Source organism: Rheinheimera soli (assembly GCF_031457405.1).
Lineage (GTDB): Bacteria > Pseudomonadota > Gammaproteobacteria > Enterobacterales > Alteromonadaceae > Pararheinheimera > Pararheinheimera soli_A.
Genome location: NZ_JAVDWR010000001.1, coordinates 366,446 through 382,294, shown reverse-complemented (window position 1 = coordinate 382,294; position 15,849 = coordinate 366,446). Strand labels below are relative to the sequence as shown.

The following is a 15,849-nucleotide window of genomic DNA, read 5'->3' as shown; positions in this document are numbered from 1 at the left end:
TTTTATGTCTTTTGTGATGTTACCACTGGATCCAGAACGCTTTTTCAAGCAGTTGACTGACGTTAAACTGGCGCTGCGCAAAAGGTCGTCCTGTCAGATTACGTACCGCCAGCAGTTGAATTGATTCGGCAAAATCAAACAAGCTTCTGACTTCCTGCTCTGTCACCGAAAACGGCGGGCCGGACATTTCTGCTTGCGGGTATTCCAGGCTCAGCAGTAACAAAGAAACAGGTGCTGTACACAAGCGTTTGATCTGCTGCACATAGTCAATTCGCATCTGAGCAGGCAAAGCGATTAGTGCCGCTCTGTCATAAATCAGCCCGATATGGCCTAATTGTTGTGGTTCTAAAGCGAAAAAGTCACCTTGCCATATATCAACAGCCGGATGACTAAAGTGCTGAAATTCGTTTTGTAGAGAAATGGAAAACTCTTGCTGCTGCTCATGAAAAAACTGCTGACAAGCCAGTTCGGATAATTCAGCTCCAATCACTTTTCCATACCGAGCCAACCACCACAGGTCCAAACTTTTACCGCACAAAGGTGCAAAAACAGCTTTAGACTGATGCCAGTTCAGTTGAGACAATACCACAGGCAGCAGCGGGTGAATTTCATGTTGATGAAAGCCTATTCTTTGTTGCTGCCAGCAATTGTGCCAAAACTCAGACTGCATAACTTAACGCCAGAAACTAAGTTGCGACAATTTGTTCAGGCTGGCAGTCAGCGCAGAGCTTGCAGCTAAACCAACTTTTTCCGCCAGTTTGCGTTTGAGCTGGTATTTCACCTGCACAACCTTTTTGGTTTTAAATTGCTGAACCAAATAGTCATCACTGGTTTGTAACTGATCGATTAAGTTTAAATTCAGGGCCTGATAACCAAACCAGTGCTCCCCTGTCGCCACCTGATCCATCACCAGCACAGGCCTGTGTTTAAACACAAAATCTTTAAACAAAATATGGGTTTGTTCCAGCTCTTGCTGAAACTTCTCACGGCCTTTGTCTGTATTTTCAGCAAACACTGTGACTGTGCGTTTAAATTCACCCGCAGTAAACTGTTCCACGTCTATGTGATTTTTTTTCAGCAGCTTATGGAAATTAGGCAATTGAGCCACCACCCCAATAGAACCCACAATGGCAAAAGGGGCAGCTAAAATACGATCGGCAATACAAGCCATCATGTAACCACCACTGGCTGCTACTTTGTCGACCGCCACCGTCAGGCGGATATTTTGCTGCTTAATTCTGTCCAGCTGTGAAGCCGCCAAACCATAACCATGTACTACCCCACCCGGACTTTCCAGCCGGATCAGCACTTCATCTGTTTCTGTTGCAACGGCAAGCACAGCTGTGACTTCTTCACGTAGTGCTTCTACTTCATGTGCATCCATACTGCCATTAAAATCCAGTACAAAAAGCCGCTCTTTTGGCTCGTCCTTTTGTTTCTGGTTTTTAGTCCAGGCTTTAAATGCCTTTTTATCCAGCAACTGTTGCTGCAAATCAGCGGTTAAATCAGCGTAATCTTCAGATAAATCGTTAAACTCCAGTTCACCCTTTTTAGCTTTTTGTTTAGCTGACAGCACCACAGCAACAATAACTGCGACAGCAATCACCACTGTGGCTGTTTTCGCTAAAAATAAACCATATTGATATAAAAATTCCACTTCCATTCCTTTTAAAGAAAAACTAACGGCATTGTAGCCTGATGTAGTATTAAAAAAAATCGCTATGGTTATAACACAGTCGACACAAGTTCCAACCTGAGGCGCATCGACACTTTATTTTTTGCTATAAAAAAAGCCCGGCATCAGAGCCGGGCTTTTACAGACGTAAAAGTATTAGTTAGCAGGAGCCATTACAGCACCGTTGGTGACCACAACACCTGCACCACGGCCCATAAAGAAGCTTACGCTTTGGCCTTGCATTTCAGCTGTTGCTGCGGCACTGCCCGCAGGGCTCAGGATAGAGCTGTGGTTACCCGCAATAAAGCGGCTTAATGCTGTGCCCGTCACCGGATAAGTACCAGCCACGTTACTTAAAGCTGAAGCACCTAATAAAGCAGCCAGAGGCTCAGTGCCTGCCAGAGGCATAGCAGCAGAGCGATTTGGGATCACCTGGTCGGGTAATTGATCCGAACCGTTGCCTACCACTTCAATGATATAAGTTGGGGTTTCAGAAGCCACCAGCATAGAAGCATAGTTATTTGGATCACCAGCATCTGTTACTGTTTGAGCTGCAAAAGCAAAAGACGAGAACGAAGCGTTTAATGTCGCCAGTGCCGCTGGATTAGATACGGCAAGCGCCTGAACAAAGTCATTAAAACAAGCCGCATAAGGAGCACTCTGACCTGCACCACAGGCATTGTTGGTGGCAAAGTCTATGTACCCCTGAGCAGTTGCACCACCAGCACCTAACAATACGCTGGCTTTAATGGTAGGACCAAAAGAAGCTGACTCCAACAGGAAGTTAGCTACAGCACCACCAGGCATAGCTAAGGTAGCTGAGCGAATTCTATACGCGGCATCCAGTTGTGCATTGCCTGTTGTGCTGTTGGCCAGGGCCACCATAGCAGTACCTGAGATTGCACCTAAAGAATGGCCTAAGAACTGCACGTCCTGAGTGTTTAACAAGCCAGGTTGGTTGTTAAAGTTCATACCTAAACGTAAGCCCAGCATATCAGCGATACTCTGACGTAAATTGTCACGGGTCACCAACAGATTCGACAGGTTCATATAGACAGTTGCATTGCCATTGCTGGCGTTTAATGGACCAAAACCACGGCTGCCATGTAACGGATGGTCAATCGCAATAGTGGCAAAACCACGGGCAGATAAAGCACCAGTGATGGCTAACATATCTTCTTTTTTCGAAGTAATACCATGTTGTAACATCACCACAGGCCAGCCTGCAGCAGGTTTAACCAAACCTAAAGCCGCACCACGAACTTCGTCAGGTACTGTTACTTGCACAGCCAACGTCTGAGTGCTGTTTACCTTAGGAACCACGTTAAATTTGGTCAGATGGCGTTGTTTATCCAGACCAAAGTCACGTAAAGCGCCACCTGAAACAGCTTTACAGAAAGCATCATTTCCAGCCTGAGCCGGATCAGTGATGCTGTTTTCTAACGCTGTGATTTGCGCCTGGCTCAGAGAGGCAATAATAGCGCCTGAGTCACAACGGGCCATCCAACGGGTGCTTAAAGGAGCCATTGGATTTTCAGCAGTTGCTGCACCCAGATAATACGGCAGGTTAATAGTACCGCTGTATAACTTAGCCAGTTTAAAAATAAAACGAGGATCAGCCAGGCTATCCGCTACTGTTTGTCCCGGAAACAACAGATCAGAGACCACAACACCAGTATCAGCAAGAGCCACTGAAGGAGGCGTATTATTATTTAACGGACTTGGTGCCATCAACTGTTTAATAGTGGCAAATACCGGAGCTGTGGATTGGGTAGTGATAGCCGCAGTGTAAATAATGCCATCTTTATTGATAGATTGTGCAGAAACCGCATTTTCAAAACTGTTAATGACGCCTTGTAAAGCCAGCTGAGCAGCTGTGCCTAAAGGCTTAGTGTTGATGTCCTGCTTGACTAACTCATAAGTGGTAGAAGGTGCGACAGAACGGCCTTCACTGTCTTTTAAATTATTGGTGAACACCAGAATATAAGTAGTGGCTGGTTTTAATGGCTTCAACGGGATCACAGCGATACTGCTGCCACTGGCACGAGTCACATAATCCACACCAAAGGTCAGACTGCCAACAGCCTTACAAGCAACGCCCCGAGGCACAGCACGACAATCTGCATCTGGTGATGCAGGGTCGCCCATCAGGGTTTCCACTAAATAAACTGAACCAGGTTGCTGCACACTGGCTGCATCTAAGCTGACACCAGAGGTAAAGCTCAGTGCAATGGTAAATGGGTTTTGTGTTGACCAGCCATCCAATGCGCCTAAAGCCGTTGAAGGGTCGGCATAGTTAGGAGCAGCAAGATGGGCACCGGCTGCATCTTTTTCGCCAGGCATAAACAAAGTACCATCAGTGGTGCCTTGTAATAATAAATCGTTAGGTGGCGATAACACACCGTTGGCTGGGTCATAGACTACACGTGATAAAGGGATCTGAACCTCTCCACCTGTTTGAGTATCTTCTTTAATTTCGTCCAGTGATTCGCCACCACAACCGGCTAAACCTAACGCACTGGCAATAGCAAAGCTAAGCAAAAGCTTGTTCATATCTTCTCCCCGTGTCCTGTATTTTTCTTATTCTGCCCCTGTAGTTACCTAAAGGAGTCATTCGTTTTGTGATGTTAGCCTTTAACAGCTACGACCAGTTAAACTTAACCCAATCAGAAAAAATTCGCTAGCTCAAATTCAAGCTTGTTGAAGAAAGGTGCAAAATTAGTACAGAGCAGGTATGCTGCCGCCGTTTTTCAACGTCTGGGACCCCTTTTTATGTTTAATTATCAAGCTAAGCCTCAAGCACTGGCAGACAAAGTTATTCTGGTAACAGGCGCTGGCGACGGCATAGGCAAAGCCGCAGCGCTTTGTTACGCCAAATACGGCGCTACTGTTATCCTGCTGGGCAAAACAACGTCCAAACTTACAGCGGTGTACGATGAAATAGTTGCAGCTGGCTGGCCAGAACCAGCTATTGTTCCGCTGGATTTAAAAGGTGCAACAGCCAAACACTACCAGGACATGGCGAGCACTATTAAAGCAGAATTTGGTAAATTGGACGGAGTACTGCACAACGCCGGAATGTTAGGGGTATTGAGCCCTTTTGAACATCTTGATTTACCCACCTGGCAGGATATTTTACAGGTCAATGTCACAGCCGCCATGTTGATGAGTCAGGCTCTGATCCCAGTGTTAAAATTAGCGCCACAGAGTTCAGTTGTTTTTACCTCTTCAGGTGTAGGCCGTCAGGCCAGAGCCTACTGGGGTGGTTATGCCGTATCAAAGTTTGCCACTGAAGGTTTAATGCAACTGATGGCTGCAGAGTATGAAGGCACAACACTGAGGGTCAATGCGATTAATCCTGGCGCTACCCGCACCAAAATGCGTAGCAAAGCTTATCCGGGTGAAGATCAGTTGAGTTTGCCTGCAGCGGAGCAAATTATGCCGTTGTATTTGTATTTAATGAGTGACGACAGCAAAGCCGTGAATGGCCAGTCAATGGATGCACAGCAGAAATAATCCCTGAAAAAAAACCGGCTCAAGCCGGTTTTTTTTACTAAAAAAGTAATTTTAAGAAAATTACTTCTTCGACAGAATTTCTTCGCCATTGGCCTGAGCCCATGCGTTCCACACGTCCACTTTACTATTGAAGTTCTCAACAGCCTGGGTACCTGCTTCCGCTAATAAAGCTTCGATATCTTTACCGTATTTGCTTTCTACTTTATGGAATGGCACTACGTTGATACCGCGGTCTACTAAGGCCTTTTTCATCGTATGAGTTTTCAGTAAATTTAATTTACCTGCGTCCACATAGAAAAACTGACTTTCTTTATTAATGGTTTTGAATTTTGGCTTAACCGGACGTTTGCCTTTAGCTTCAGAGTCATCGTCATGGCTGACAACTACATCAGCATTCAGCTGATAACCCAGTTGTTCCAGCGTAAAACCCTGAGCTTTAGCCAAAGCACGGATCTGAGACAATACTTCTGTTTCTTTCTGGCGTTCAACCAATACTGAATTTAACGTTTCAATTACTTCATGTAATTTAACCGTCGTGATTTCTTTGGCGGCTTTTTTCAGTTCTTTTTTATCGAGTAACAATGACATGAAAATCTCCCATGGATAAATACTATTAAAGATAGTACAGAATCATTCTGCTAAATTAAAGCTTAAATACAATCTTATTCACTAAATAAGATTGAAAGCTACTGAGCTGAGACAAAAGCCAACTGTGCGCTACCACTCATACTAAGGTTAATGAAAAAAACGATACACAAAAGAAAGACTGGTTGCATATTTTTTCAATTCAGTCTTTTAACAGATACAGATCTTTCAAATAGTTACGGAATTCAGCTGACAGTTTTTTGTCCTGCAGCGCGTATTCAACCACAGCTTTGAGATAACCTATTTTACTTCCACAGTCATGTGATTTGCCTTGTAAATGATAGGCTTCAATTTTTTCAATTAATAATAAATGATGTAAAGCATCTGTCAGCTGAATTTCACCGCCTGCACCAGGGGCTGTGCGACGTAACAAATCCCAGACTTTGGCTGATAAAACATAACGTCCTGTAATAGCCAAATTGGAAGGGGCATCTTCAATATCAGGCTTTTCCACCATAGTCCGGATTAAAGCAGATTGCCCTTGCAGCAGCTCTTCGCCGGCAATATCGACTATGCCATACTTATTGACGTCCAGCGCAGGCACAGGCTCGACCATAATCTGACTGGCGCCTGTAGTTTCAAAACGTTCAATCATGGCTTTTAAATTGTGAATACGGGCATCGGCATGATATTTGTCAATTAATACATCGGGTAAAATAACTGCAAATGGCTCATTCCCCACCACAGGCGCAGCACATAATACGGCATGGCCCAAACCTAAAGCCACAGGCTGTCGTACCGAGATCACAGTGACATTTTTTGGGTTAATAGACCGCACATCGTCCAGTAAAGAACGTTTAACCCTTTTTTCAAGCTGAGTTTCCAGTTCAAAACTGGTATCAAAATGGTTTTCAATCGAATTTTTACTGGAATGAGTCACCAGCACTATTTCAGTGATCCCTGCAGCTGCGGCTTCCTCTACTACATACTGGATCAAAGGTTTGTCCACCACAGGAAGCATTTCTTTTGGAATAGCTTTGGTCGCAGGCAACATTCGGGTGCCTAAACCTGCCACTGGGATCACTGCTTTTTTTAGCTTTACCATGCTGTATAGTCCTTGCAATAAGCATTAAGTTATTGATAGGGATATCATACCCTGAGCGCCATTAAGCAGCCAGACAGATTTATAGCCGCTGAATTTGTTTCCTTGACGGGTCGGTTTATTGATGGCTGGTCGGTGTTCTCCAACAGGTAAGATCTGTTATGGTAGCGCCAGTTCTCTATAGGGTGATTCCATGCGTTCGTTAAAACACTTATTTGCCAATAACAGATCATGGGCTGAGCGGGTTGAGCAGGAAGCTCCGGGCTTTTTTAAGCAACTTTCAGAGCAGCAAGCGCCTGAATATTTATGGATAGGCTGCTCAGACAGCAGGGTTCCGGCCAATGAAATAGTTGGCTTGTTACCGGGTGAACTTTTCGTCCACCGCAATGTAGCCAACCTGGTGCTGCATTCCGACATCAATTGTTTATCTGTACTGCAGTACGCTATCGATATTTTAAAAATAAAACATATTATTGTCTGTGGGCATTATGGCTGTGGCGGCGTTGCTGCAGCGATGAACAAGCAGCGTATTGGTTTTGTCGACAACTGGTTACGCAATATCAAAGATGTGTACGCACTGCACAGAGAAGAGCTGGACGCTTTTGCCGATGATGGCGAAAGAGTCAACCGTTTGTGCGAGCTGAACGTGATGGAGCAAGTGCGTAATGTATGCCACACCAGTTTTGTACAGGATGCATGGGAAAGGGGACAACCGCTGACCGTGCATGGTTGGGTCTACAGCCTGCGTAACGGCCACATCAAAGATTTACGCGTCAGTCACTCCAGCGCCACACAAATAGATAATATCTATGCATTGCAACCGACTGAAGAATTTGTGAGTGAAAAATAACAGCTAACGAAACGTCACCTGGGTTTGGGGCACGCGTTTATAAGTAGCACTGTGCCCTTTTACCCATTGGCCATTTTGTAAATAATCTGAGCTAACCTCAAGTGTGCCACTTTCATTCAGCACTGAATGTGAACGTACTTGCGTGATACCCTGAGCATTATTTTGTACTTGTTCTACAGCCTCAATACTTTTAGTGGTCGCGTTGTAACTCATAGTTCCATGGGTATAAAAACCAGCGGTAGTGAAATAATAATAGGCAATTTTTTGTTGTTTTTGATCCCAGAAGATCATCGTCTCACCGCCATATTCCCCATTATTCACCGAATGCACCGTTTTAATGGCTTGACCGTTTAGTACCCTGCTCCAGATGGAGCGGTCTACCATCTTTTTCTCTTTACCGGGCTCGGTCAGGTCGCCTTCCCAATGACTGTCAATATAAGGCCGGAAAATTTCCAGTTCAGGATGTAACACCGGCTCTGCAGCGGTTAATGAAACACTAAAAAGCGCAACTATCAAACACAGGGCTTTCATTGGTGGGTCTCCTGATAAAAATCCAGCATGTTTTGCTCTACTTCTTGCGAAAAGGCTTTGGTTTTCACGGCGTAAGCCTGCAAAAATTTGTCTTCGTCTGTCTGCGGAACCCAGGCTGGTACTGCCGCTGTATGGCCTTCAGCGTCTAAAGCAACAAAGCTGATAATACAATGGTTAGTTTCCAGCATGTCACCGCCTTTGGTATCTCCTGAGCGCACCTGCACCAGCACATGCATACTGGTAGTGCCGGTATAAACAATACGGGCAATCAGCTCCACCTGATGCCCTACCAGAATAGGTCGTCTGAAACGAATAGTCCCCACAGAGATGGTGACACAATACAAACCGCTCCAGCCGGCTGCGCAGGCATAAGCCACCTGATCGATCCATTTCATCACCATACCGCCATGCACTTTGCCACCAAAGTTGACATGGGTAGGTTCTGCTAAAAATCTGAATTCAACTTCTCTTTTACCTGACATCGGAAAACTGCCTTATTTTTGTTTTTTTGAGCATAGTCGTTTTAGCAGAAAAATCGAGACAAGCCGCTGATCTGCGGCCCGTTTTTAAATAATCACTGTTACAGAATAACTGCTATAAAATCACTGTTTTATTGCCATGCACAAAAACTCTGTCTTCCAGCACCAGTTGCAAGGCTTTACTCAACACATTTTTTTCCACATCACGACCTGCTTTCACCATATCCATAGCACTGTAGGTATGATCCACTGGCGTCACCAGCTGTTTAATAATAGGGCCTTCGTCCAGATCATCAGTGACAAAATGCGCTGTGGCGCCAATAATTTTGACGCCTCTTTTATGCGCCTGATGATAAGGATTAGCACCAATAAAGGCAGGCAAAAAGCTATGGTGAATATTGATAATACGTTCTTTGTAGTGCGCGACAAAAGCCGGGCTTAATACCCGCATAAACTTAGCCAGCACCAGATAATCAGCCTGATAAGGGTCTATTACCTGCTGCAATGCGGCTTCATGTTGCTCACGACTCTTGTCAATATGACTGACAAAGTGATAGGGAATATCAAACTTCTCTGCCAGGCTTTGCAAATCCGGATGATTACCCACTACAGCAGCTATATCCAGTTTCAGCGAGCCGTCATACACCTTCATTAAAATATCACCCAGACAATGCGCTTCTTTGGTCACAAGAATCACTACTTTTTTTCGCCCGGCTGCCACTAACTGACGGCTGCTGCCTTGTGGCAAAGCTCTGTCTAGATCCAGCATCAGGGTTTTGTCATTAAAAATGCCTTCAAGCTGAGTACGCATAAAAAACTGCCCCGAATCCGGGTCTACATATTCGGTATTACGGATAATGTTCAACTGGTGTTTGTAGCAAATATTGGTAATTTGTGCGATCAAACCTTTTGAATCCGGGCATTCAATTAATAAAACTTTCTTTTCCATTATCAACTCTCGTCAAGCCATAGCAAAAACGCAGCAAAGCGCTGCATACATAAAGTGGATTCAGGTGGTTTTGGTTGTTCTCACTTGGGTATAATCCGGCGGCTTTAACCGCTCTTTGCTGTGGGCTACACATAATGTGCAGCACCTGCCTGCTATTAATCCCAAGTTTTAACACTATTGTAAAGTTATTTTCAATCAGAGCTTTGCTTGTCCTTTAACTCTTGCAACGCCATAATAGACTTCGTTTTTTGCCTTTTGCTGGCTTTTTATCTACTGAGGAACTGATGCCCTCTTATCAAATGCAGGTGCTGGGCACCATCCGCTCTCCCTACAAACAAAAGTTCGCCATACCCCGCCAGCCTGGTCTGATAGCCGAAGCTAAAGCTGAACTGGTGTTGGAAACTGGCTATGACGATGATGCTATAGTGCGGGGCATTGAAGCCTTCAGTCATTTATGGCTTGTGTTTGTATTTCATGAAACCGCAGACAAAGGCTGGTCACCGCTGGTGAGGCCGCCACGTTTGGGTGGCAATGGAAAAAAAGGCGTTTTTGCCACCCGCGCCACATTCAGACCAAACCCAATTGGCCTTTCTGTCGTAAAATTTGAAGGCGTAGTGCGCAAACAAGGCCGGCTGATCATTCAGCTGTCTGGCGTTGACCTGCTCGATGGCACACCAATACTGGATATTAAGCCTTACCTGCCCTACGCAGATGCCTTGCCGGATGCCGCAGGCGGTTTTGCCGATGCGGCACCAGAAACCGACATGACGGTCAGTTTTGAACCTGCAGTGCTGGAATTTTGTCAGCGGCAAAAAGATCAGCCGGAATTAGCAGTATTGATAGAAAAAGTGTTAAAACAAGACCCGCGCCCTCCTTACAAAAAACAAAAAGCGGAACAACAAAGCTACGGCATGACGCTGTATCACTTTAATATCAAATGGACAGTGAACGGAGTACATAACCATGTTACAGAAATCAGGCAAGTTTCATAAATCAGCCGGGTTAACCAGCAACAGGCTCATGCAGTTCAGTCTTTGTCTGAGTCTTAGCGCGCCTTTGTTGCTGAGCGCGGCACAACTGCCCGCATTGCCCGAAGCCGTCAGTAACAATCTGGTGATGAGCACCAGCGTAGCGGGCCGCACTTATGTCAGCAGTTTTATGGGCCTCTCATCAGGTAAAACCCATGCTGATGTGCATAACAGAGTATGGCAATGGACTGTAGGCGACCCGACCTGGCTGAAAGCACCGGTAGTTCCGAGCCGCCAACGTTTAAGTGGCCGGCTGGCCAGTTCAGGCGTTACCTTACAAAATCACTTCTTTATATTTGGTGGCTACACAGTAGCAGCCAATGGCACTGAAGTGTCCAGCAGCGAAAGCTATCGTTACAGCCCTGTCACCAAGGCCTATAACAAGCTGCCTGATATGCCGGTTGCTGTGGACGATAGTGTGGCTCTGGCTTACATGAACAGATATATCTATCTGGCCAGCGGCTGGTCTCAGGATGGCAATGTTAACTTAATACAGCTGTTTGATAACTTCACTCAGAAGTGGAGTCAGGCCACACCTTTTCCGGGTACCCCCACTTTTGGTCTGGCAGGCGCTTTATCAGGCCAGCATATGCTGTTGTGTGATGGAGTCAAAGTCAATTATCAGACCTTACCACGCCAGTATGAAACCGAAGCTCAGTGCTGGTTAGGTGAAATCAATACATCCAATCCCAACAGGATCAGTTGGCAGCAAATTCAGCATCCGACAGGCAAAGCCCGTTACCGCATGGCCGCTGCTGCTGTAAAACAGGATGGCAAAGAGTTGATTGTATTTATTGGCGGCAGCGAAACCGCTTATAACTACAATGGCATAGGCTACAACGGCACGCCGGCTGAGCCTTCAGCCCAGGTCTGGGCTTATTCAATTGCAGACAAAAGCTGGCTGAAGGCTGAAAATACCACCGCTGTGATGGATTTACGCACTTTAGTGACGATGAACAATGAGCTCTACAGTCTGGGTGGCATGGTGGCGGGGCAAAATCTGACCGCAGAGTGGATAAAACATCAGATTAAACTACTGCCGCAGTGACAGGCTTGGTAGAATACGGTCGATTTCCAAAGCAATTAAACTTAAAAAACACGGAACTATTTATTTATGCGGACAAGTCAGTATTTACTCTCCACTATGAAAGAAACCCCGGCCGATGCCGAAATTATCAGCCATCAGTTGATGTTACGTGCCGGTATGGTGCGTCGTCTGGCATCAGGTTTATACACCTGGTTGCCCAGTGGCTTGCGGGTTTTACGCAAGGTTGAGAACATTGTCCGCGAAGAAATGAACAAAGCCGGAGCTATCGAAGTACTGATGCCGGTAGTGCAGCATGCTGAGTTGTGGCAGGAATCTGGCCGCTGGGAGAAAATGGACGCTGAACTGCTGCGTTTTAAAGACCGTCACCAGCGTGATTTTGTTTTAGGCCCAACTCACGAAGAAGTGATCACCGATTTAGTCCGCAAAGAAATCAGCAGCTACAAACAGCTGCCTATAAATTTGTATCAGATTCAAACCAAGTTCCGTGACGAACGCCGTCCTCGTTTTGGTGTCATGCGTGCCCGCGAATTTTTAATGAAAGACGCCTACTCTTTTCACTTAAGTCAGGAAAGTCTGCAGCAAACCTATGATGCTATGTATCAGGCTTACTGCAATATCTTCACACGCTTAGGTTTGGATTTCCGCCCTGTGTTGGCTGATACTGGCGCCATTGGTGGCAGTATGTCACACGAATTCCATGTACTGGCCGCATCTGGTGAAGACGCTATTGTATTTTCTGATGGCAGCGATTACGCCGCCAATATCGAAAAAGCTGAAGCTTTGCCTCCTCAAGGCCAGCGCCCTGCAGCGTCACAAAACAAAACCGAAGTGGCAACCCCAAATGCCAAAACTATTGAAGAGGTCTCTGCCTTTTTAACAGTGGATGCTTCTGCAATCGCCAAAACTTTGTTGGTTCAACTGAACCCAGAACTTAGCTTTGATGAATTAAAAGTTCTACTGGCCGATGCAGATGCTGAAACACTGGAAAATACCTGGCGCTCTAAAGTCGTGGCTTTGGTGCTGCGTGGCGATCACGATTTAAACGAAATCAAAGCTGAAAAACACCCACTGGTGGCCTCCCCGCTGCAGTTTGCTTCTGAAGAAGATGTGATTGCTGTCACTGGTGCTAAACCGGGTTCTGTTGGCCCTGTTGGCTTAGCTATTCCTGTTATTGTGGATCATGCAGCCGCTCATTTGGCCGATTTTGTCACTGGCGCTAACAAAGAAGGTTTCCACTTCACCGGGGTAAACTTCGACCGTGACATCACGGCTTATCAGGTCGCTGACCTACGCAACGTGGTAGAAGGCGATCCAAGTCCATGCGGTCAAGGCAATTTAGTTATTCGCCGTGGTATTGAAGTAGGTCATATTTTCCAGTTAGGCGACCGTTATTCATCAGCCATGAAAGCCGGCGTATTAAACGAAGAAGGCAAACACCAGATCATGACTATGGGCTGTTATGGTGTGGGTGTATCCCGTATTGTTGCGGCTGCTATTGAGCAAAATCATGATGAATACGGCATTAAATGGCCTGTGGCTATAGCGCCATTTCAGGTGGCCATAGTGCCGATGAATATGCACAAGTCGGTGCGTATTCAGGAAGCAGCAGAGCAGTTGTACAAAGAACTGACAGCAGCAGGCTTCGAAGTACTGTTTGACGATCGCAAAGAGCGCCCTGGTGTAATGTTTGCCGATATGGAGCTGTTAGGTGTGCCTTACCAAATCATAGTAGGCGAACGTAATCTGGATGAGCAGAAAGTTGAGCTGAAAAACCGTCTGACGGGTGACAAATTAATGCTGCCACTGACCGATGTAGTGACTCAGTTAAAATCACTCTGATTGCTCTTGTCTGTGTAAAAGGCCCTGTGTGCACGGGGCCTGTTTTCTGGAGTCTGCCCCATGTATTTTAGTAGCCAAACTATTCCTGAACTCAAAGACCTTAAATTTGCACAGCGGATGCAGGTGATCCGAAGTGCAACAGAACAAGTGCCCATACCACAAAAACTACTGCTGAACCTGTTGAAACTGGCTATTTTAATTCCGCTGTTTTTAGTGATAGCTCAATGGGATTCATGGCAAAGCACCCTCACTATACTGGTGTTGCTGGCCGCTTATCCGCTGCTGACCCGACCTCTGACTTTTGCTTTATGCCGCCCTCACTTACAACAAGCCCGTACTAAGCTGAAGTTGTAGTACTCCGGCTATATCCTGACTAAACGCAGGGTTTTGTTGTTCCAACAGATAACAAAACCCTGATGAACGCAGTTTGGGGTATGCTAAATCAGAGAGTTCTGATGGAAGTGAACAGGAAAAATCATCTTTTATGCTGAAGTTTTTGTGTGACATTACCACTGCAGCTAAGGAAAGCCGCAGCTGCCCTTTACAGCAAAGGTTTAGCAAAAAGCAGCAGGCTATTGCCGACCGTGAACAGGAATTGCTGCACATAGCGCAACAACTGGTCGAAGCTGAAGGTTATGCCAATCTGACAATGGATAAACTGACGGCAGCCAGCCCCTATTCCAAAGGCACTATCTACAATCACTTTTCCAGTAAAGAAGATGTGATCACAGCCTTGTGTAATGCTTCCTTACGCCATGAAATCAGTTTGTTTAAAAAAGCCCTGCGGTTTGAGGGGAATACCAGAGAAATAGCACTGGCATTGCATCAGGCCTATTTATTGTCGGCAAAACTGCAACCTGTTCTGTTCAGCTGTGTGCTGACGGCAAAATCACCCTGGGTCCAGGAAAAAAGCTCACCTGCTCGTTTGACTATGCAGCAGGAGCTGGAAAAAGAAGTCACACAGATGATCGATGTATTACTGCAACAAGCCATAGATGCCAATGAGCTGCAAGCTAAAGCCGGAGCTACAATCGATCTGATGGCCTTTGCGAATTGGGCTATCTCTTTTGGCAGCATAGCTTTGCTCAGCAGTGCCAGTGAAACCTACAGCATCGAACGGCTGCAGGGAACCCATCCTTTTTTGTTTAACTTAAACTGCGTATTGGATGGTATGAACTGGTTGCCATTAAGCTCTGACTGGGACTACAGCCAAAGCTGGCTGAGAGTTGAAAAAGAGATCTTTAGCCTCGAACAGCAACAGCTCTCTGCCGCTGTACCAGAGGTATTAAAATAAGGTATTGTGTTGGTTCAGCTGTATTTTTCAGGCTGTTACAAATTTTTTTACCAATGAGTACAAATCAATGCAGTAAAGCTGATGATCCAAATCCTGCTTTACCAGTATAATCATCAACCTGTTATTTCCCCTCCCAAAAAAACGGATGCAAATTTATGGTCTTACGCATGAAGCCTGTTTTAGTGTCGTGCCTGGTACTGCTGATGGCAACGGGTTGCGCCAGCAAAAAAGCAGTGGACGAACAACAAGCACAAACCAATTATCAGGATCCCCGGGACCCTTTAGAATCCGTCAACCGTGATATCTGGGATTTTAACTACGATGTGCTGGATGCTTATGTACTGCGCCCTGTCACTGTAGGTTATATGACGGTGGTACCAAAACCAGCCCGTACCGGTGTGGCCAATATGGTCAACAATCTGAGCGAACCTGCCAGTTTTGTCAATGGATTGCTGCAAGCTAAACCTAAAAGTGCAGCCATCAGCCTGGGCCGTTTTGTCTTAAACAGTTCCTTAGGTTTATTTGGTTTATTTGATGTCGCAAGCCGTATTGATTTAAACGCACAAGATGAAGACTTTAATCAGACACTGGCGGTTTGGGGTGTCGGCGATGGCCTTTATCTGATGATCCCGGCCATGGGGCCAACCACAACACGAGGTCTGGTGGCTGGTGTGGTCGACGGTCTGTATTTTCCGTTAGGCATGTTAAATTCAAATCTGACCATTACACGTTTTACTCTGTCTGCTTTGGATGGACGTGAACAAATGATGTCGATGGAACAGATGCTGAACGATTCAGTGGATCCATACGCCTTTATTAAAGAAGCTTATTTCCAGCGGGTTGAATTTAAAGTCTACGACGGCAATCCACCGAAAAAAGCCGAAGAAGATGAAAGTTATCTGGACGAATATTTGCCGTAGCAGGCAAAACATAACCAAGGCCAGCCACTGCTG

General features: G+C 45.8%; 16 protein-coding genes. 8 read left to right on the top strand and 8 right to left on the bottom strand.

The window, feature by feature from the left end; translation table 11 throughout:
• Positions 1–19: 19 nt before the first annotated feature.
• The 3 genes from J2W69_RS01735 to J2W69_RS01725 form a co-directional block, all read right to left on the bottom strand.
• Positions 20–670 (bottom strand): thiopurine S-methyltransferase, encoded by a 651-nt coding sequence (locus J2W69_RS01735; RefSeq protein ID WP_300929519.1) that lies wholly within the window; start codon positions 668–670, stop codon positions 20–22.
• 3 nt (positions 671–673) lie between these two features.
• Complete coding sequence (gene sohB, locus J2W69_RS01730) at positions 674–1,663, bottom strand: protease SohB (protein ID WP_310273949.1); 990 nt, start codon at positions 1,661–1,663, stop codon at positions 674–676.
• A 168-nt stretch (positions 1,664–1,831) separates the two neighbouring features.
• On the bottom strand, positions 1,832–4,228 hold the full coding sequence (locus J2W69_RS01725) for a VolA/Pla-1 family phospholipase (RefSeq protein WP_310273947.1): 2,397 nt from the start codon (positions 4,226–4,228) through the stop codon (positions 1,832–1,834).
• 219 nt (positions 4,229–4,447) lie between these two features.
• Here J2W69_RS01725 and J2W69_RS01720 point away from each other — a divergent pair, with 219 nt between their 5' ends.
• Positions 4,448–5,191, top strand: coding sequence for a YciK family oxidoreductase (locus J2W69_RS01720; RefSeq protein WP_310273945.1), 744 nt, complete (start codon positions 4,448–4,450; stop codon positions 5,189–5,191).
• 60 nt (positions 5,192–5,251) lie between these two features.
• Here J2W69_RS01720 and J2W69_RS01715 read toward each other — a convergent pair whose 3' ends face one another.
• Together J2W69_RS01715 and galU are read right to left on the bottom strand one after the other, a co-directional pair.
• On the bottom strand, positions 5,252–5,779 hold the full coding sequence (locus tag J2W69_RS01715; RefSeq protein WP_310273943.1) for an H-NS family histone-like protein: 528 nt from the start codon (positions 5,777–5,779) through the stop codon (positions 5,252–5,254).
• A 199-nt stretch (positions 5,780–5,978) separates the two neighbouring features.
• The gene (galU, locus tag J2W69_RS01710; RefSeq protein ID WP_310273941.1) at positions 5,979–6,881 is read right to left on the bottom strand and encodes a UTP--glucose-1-phosphate uridylyltransferase GalU; all 903 of its coding nucleotides are present in this window, start codon (positions 6,879–6,881) and stop codon (positions 5,979–5,981) included.
• Positions 6,882–7,071: 190 nt separating this feature from the next.
• Between galU and can the strand changes: the two genes are divergently transcribed.
• Positions 7,072–7,728 carry a carbonate dehydratase gene (gene can, locus J2W69_RS01705; protein WP_310273939.1) on the top strand — a complete coding sequence of 219 codons (657 nt, stop codon included), beginning with the start codon at positions 7,072–7,074 and terminating at the stop codon, positions 7,726–7,728.
• Between the two features lie 3 nt (positions 7,729–7,731).
• Here can and J2W69_RS01700 read toward each other — a convergent pair whose 3' ends face one another.
• The 3 genes from J2W69_RS01700 to purU form a co-directional block, all read right to left on the bottom strand.
• A complete protein-coding gene (locus J2W69_RS01700) occupies positions 7,732–8,259 on the bottom strand; it encodes a hypothetical protein (protein WP_310273937.1) in 528 nt (175 codons plus the stop codon).
• The gene (locus J2W69_RS01695; RefSeq protein WP_310273935.1) at positions 8,256–8,741 is read right to left on the bottom strand and encodes an acyl-CoA thioesterase; all 486 of its coding nucleotides are present in this window, start codon (positions 8,739–8,741) and stop codon (positions 8,256–8,258) included. Before J2W69_RS01695 ends, J2W69_RS01700 begins: the two co-directional genes overlap by 4 nt.
• Positions 8,742–8,853: 112 nt before the next feature.
• Positions 8,854–9,687 (bottom strand): formyltetrahydrofolate deformylase, encoded by an 834-nt coding sequence (gene purU, locus J2W69_RS01690; protein WP_310273934.1) that lies wholly within the window; start codon positions 9,685–9,687, stop codon positions 8,854–8,856.
• A 284-nt stretch (positions 9,688–9,971) separates the two neighbouring features.
• Between purU and tsaA the strand changes: the two genes are divergently transcribed.
• The 6 genes from tsaA to J2W69_RS01660 all read left to right on the top strand — a co-directional run bounded on the left by tsaA (position 9,972) and on the right by J2W69_RS01660 (position 15,816).
• Positions 9,972–10,679 carry a tRNA (N6-threonylcarbamoyladenosine(37)-N6)-methyltransferase TrmO gene (gene tsaA, locus J2W69_RS01685; protein WP_310273932.1) on the top strand — a complete coding sequence of 236 codons (708 nt, stop codon included), beginning with the start codon at positions 9,972–9,974 and terminating at the stop codon, positions 10,677–10,679.
• Positions 10,651–11,763, top strand: coding sequence for a Kelch repeat-containing protein (locus J2W69_RS01680; protein ID WP_310273930.1), 1,113 nt, complete (start codon positions 10,651–10,653; stop codon positions 11,761–11,763). Before tsaA ends, J2W69_RS01680 begins: the two co-directional genes overlap by 29 nt.
• Before the next feature lie 66 nt (positions 11,764–11,829).
• Entirely contained in the window at positions 11,830–13,602 is a 1,773-nt protein-coding gene (locus J2W69_RS01675; protein ID WP_310273928.1) for a proline--tRNA ligase, read from the top strand.
• 60 nt (positions 13,603–13,662) lie between these two features.
• On the top strand, positions 13,663–13,956 hold the full coding sequence (locus J2W69_RS01670) for a DUF6170 family protein (protein ID WP_008898370.1): 294 nt from the start codon (positions 13,663–13,665) through the stop codon (positions 13,954–13,956).
• A gap of 130 nt (positions 13,957–14,086) precedes the next feature.
• On the top strand, positions 14,087–14,896 hold the full coding sequence (locus J2W69_RS01665) for a TetR/AcrR family transcriptional regulator (protein ID WP_310273925.1): 810 nt from the start codon (positions 14,087–14,089) through the stop codon (positions 14,894–14,896).
• A gap of 167 nt (positions 14,897–15,063) precedes the next feature.
• Positions 15,064–15,816: an MlaA family lipoprotein gene (locus J2W69_RS01660; protein WP_310273923.1), complete on the top strand. Its 753-nt coding sequence runs from the start codon at positions 15,064–15,066 to the stop codon at positions 15,814–15,816.
• Positions 15,817–15,849: the final 33 nt, after the last annotated feature.